Origin of the sequence: Mesorhizobium sp. M7A.F.Ca.US.011.01.1.1, assembly GCF_003998295.1 — a bacterium.
Taxonomy (GTDB): Bacteria; Pseudomonadota; Alphaproteobacteria; order Rhizobiales; family Rhizobiaceae; genus Mesorhizobium.
In genome coordinates, this window is record NZ_RZRT01000216.1 from 1 (window position 1) to 685 (window position 685).

1 protein-coding gene is annotated in these 685 nt (G+C 59.7%); it reads right to left on the reverse strand.

Annotated features, from left to right (window positions below; all coding sequences use genetic code 11):
• Nucleotides 1–385: 385 nt before the first annotated feature.
• The coding region (locus EOA13_RS37400) for a hypothetical protein (RefSeq protein WP_245490614.1) at nt 386–685 on the reverse strand (300 nt) is incomplete at its 5' end.

A 685-nucleotide genomic window follows, 5' to 3' on the forward strand; every position in this document is an offset into this window, starting at 1 on the left:
TCCAACTTCCCATCCATCACGCTGGTGTTCCCAAATGGCATCGCGAACCTCCCGGCGCAAAGCACGCCAAACTGTTCGCGATGTCCTCGCACACCTGTTCGCGATGTCTCCGGTCCAAACACCCCCTTGCGGGGGAGATGCCCGGCAGGGCAGAGGGGGGTGCTGTCCCGCCAGCTTGTCAACCAATCAGGGCGAGGCAACCGCACGGACAAAATAGAGAAAGTTCATGGGGAAGCCGGTGATCCTTCACACCCCCCTCTGTCCTGCCGGACATCTCCCCCGCAAAGGGGGAGATCGGCAGCTTTGCCGTCCCCACTTCACAAAGTGATCGCCGAACGCGAAAAGGGCGGCCGAAGCCGCCCTCTTGGAAGAATGGGTCCCTCCATCAAAGGAAAATGATCACCCTGCCGTGCCTGTGGTGATGGTTGTGGTGGTGGTTGTAGTGCTTCCACCAGAACTTCTTGAAGTGCTTCTTGTGATGGTTGTGGTGGTGATGATGATGACCGTGCATGCCGTGGGCTGACGACGTGCCGACAGTGCCGGCGAGCGCGCCGGTGGCGACGAAGATGGCGAGGAGGCCTGAGGTAAGAGTGCGCTTGAACATGATGATCTCCTGGATCTTTTGATCGAGGCGACCCATTCGCCTCTGACCATCAGTCGGCGCGGCGCGGCAAAAGGTTCGAAG